A 2,351-nucleotide genomic window follows, 5' to 3' on the forward strand; every position below is an offset into this window, starting at 1 on the left:
GTGTTGGTCGGTGCGACCATCGTCGGCAGCATGGCGACCGTCTGGCATGGACAGGTCAATCCGCCGCGGCCGGGTCGCTTGCGCGAGTGGCGTTACGGTGAGGGTGAGGGCGAGGTTGCGCTCGCCAAGGGAGCCGAGATGGGTCGCTTTCTGCTCGGCTCGACAGTGGTGATGCTGTTTCCGCGCGACGCGCTGGCGTTCGAACCGGCGTGGGCGCCTGGCGGCGCAGTCCGCATGGGTGAACCGATGGGCTTCAAACCCTGAAGTCTCGGGTGTCAGCGCCCGGCTTTCTCGCTCGGCGCGGCGCTCAGTGCGGCGTACTCGGCAAGCGCTTCGCGCGACCAGGTGATCCAGCTCTGTTCGTAGAGAATGCCGGCCTTCAGGATGAGATGCATGATGCGGGCCTTGCGTGATGTGCGTCGGTCAGGCGGGAAGTCCTGCGCCTCGATCGCGCGATAGGCACGCAGCTTCTCCACGTGCAGCGCCATGCGACGCGCTATCTCCTTCTCAACGTACAGCGGCCCGGCAACTGCATCTGCGCGCAGTCGCACCATCAGTTCGTCGCGCAGCGGTTGCAAAGGGGCTTCCTCACCGGCCCAGCGCAGCAACTCGTCCTTTCCGGCCGGCTGCACTTCGTAGCTGCGGCCGCGACCGCCATCCTCGACCGGGGTCGACGTGACCCAGCCGGCGCCTTCCATGCGCGCGAGTTCGCGGTAAATCTGCTGATGGGTCGCGTGCCAGAAAGGGCTGATGGCTTTGTCGAATCGGCGAGCGAGTTCGAACCCGGTCGCAGGCTGTTCCAGTAGCGAAGTGATCAGGGCGTGGGCGAGAGACATGGCCGGAGTCTAGCGGCTGATCATGCAGCAATGCAACCAGTTGCATCAGGCGGGCAGGTCGACTAAATTGTGCAACGAGTTGCATTGAGCACAAACATAAATCTCGCCGGCCTCGTTTCGAGCCGGCATGGTCACAGGAGACGCCCATGACTGCCTACCCCCATCTGCTGCAACCGCTCGATCTCGGCTTCACGACGCTGCCCAATCGCGTGCTGATGGGCTCGATGCACGTCGGCCTGGAGGAGGTCGAAAACGGCTTTGAGCGCATGGCAGCGTTTTACGCGGAACGTGCCAAGGGGGGGGTCGGGCTGATCGTGACCGGCGGGATCTCACCCAACGATGAGGGCCGTCCGTTTCCGGGTGGTGCCCGCCTGGTCGATTCCGCAGAGGCCGCGCGCCACCGTCTTGTGACCGATGCAGTCCATCGCGAGGGGGGCCGTATCGCGATGCAGATCCTGCATTTCGGCCGCTATGCCTATCACCCCGAGCTGGTCGCGCCCAGCGCCATTAAGGCGCCCATCGCACCGTTTCCGCCGCGCGCGCTGAGCAGCCAGGATGTGGAGCGCACCATTGACGACTTCGTCGGTTGCGCCTCGCTTGCGCAGGAGGCAGGTTACGACGGCGTCGAGATCATGGGCTCCGAGGGCTATCTCATCAACGAGTTCATCAGCGCCGCGACCAATCAGCGCGACGACGAGTGGGGTGGGGATTACGCGAACCGCATTCGCTTCCCGGTCGAGATCGTGCGCCGGGTGCGCGAGCGTGTCGGCAAGGAGTTCATCATCATATTTCGTCTGTCCATGCTCGACCTGGTAGAGGGCGGTTCGACCTTCGACGAGGTGGTGCAACTGGCCAAGGCAATTGAGCAGGCGGGTGCGTCGTTGATCAACACTGGCATCGGCTGGCATGAGGCACGTATTCCGACCATCGCAACCTGTGTGCCCCGCGCGGCCTTCACCTGGGTCACCAAGAAGCTGCGCGGTGAAGTGGGGATTCCGCTGATCACCACCAACCGGATCAATACCCCCGAGGTGGGCGAGCAACTGATCGCGGATGGCCATGCCGACATGGTGTCGATGGCACGCCCGTTTCTCGCGGACGCGATGTTCGTGGCAAAGGCGGCGGCGGGTAAGGCCGACGAGATCAACACCTGCATTGCGTGCAACCAGGCCTGTCTCGATCACACCTTCAAGGGCAAGATTACCTCCTGTCTGGTCAACCCCCGGGCCTGTCACGAGACCGAACTGCGTATCGCGCCGACGACTGTCAAGCGTCGCATCGCGGTGGTCGGTGCCGGGCCGGCAGGGCTGGCCTTCGCGACCACTGCCGCGCAGCGTGGTCACGCGGTGACCCTTTTCGAGGCGTCGGACCGCATTGGTGGTCAGTTCAATATCGCGATGCGCATTCCGGGCAAGGAGGAGTTCGCCGAGACGCTGCGTTATTACGGTCGCCTGATCGAGCGCAGTGGAGTCGAGCTGCGCCTCAATCATCGTGTCGGCGCCGCCGAGCTGGTCG

3 protein-coding genes are annotated in these 2,351 nt (G+C 64.1%); 2 read left to right on the forward strand and 1 reads right to left on the reverse strand.

Going from position 1 to position 2,351, the window contains the following annotated elements:
* On the forward strand, window positions 1-264 hold a 264-nt coding region (locus tag GPA21_RS19880; protein WP_211163727.1), incomplete at its 5' end, for a phosphatidylserine decarboxylase.
* Window positions 265-275: 11 nt separating this feature from the next.
* Here GPA21_RS19880 and GPA21_RS19885 read toward each other — a convergent pair.
* Window positions 276-836, reverse strand: coding sequence for a PadR family transcriptional regulator (locus GPA21_RS19885; RefSeq protein ID WP_168989800.1), 561 nt, complete (start codon window positions 834-836; stop codon window positions 276-278).
* A 146-nt stretch (window positions 837-982) separates the two neighbouring features.
* Between GPA21_RS19885 and GPA21_RS19890 the strand changes: the two genes are divergently transcribed.
* A partial coding sequence (locus GPA21_RS19890) for a 2,4-dienoyl-CoA reductase FMN-binding domain-containing protein (protein ID WP_168989801.1) occupies window positions 983-2,351 on the forward strand: 1,369 nt, incomplete at its 3' end.

Origin of the sequence: Azoarcus taiwanensis, assembly GCF_012910885.1 — a bacterium.
GTDB classification, from domain to species: domain Bacteria; phylum Pseudomonadota; class Gammaproteobacteria; order Burkholderiales; family Rhodocyclaceae; genus Azoarcus_F; species Azoarcus_F taiwanensis.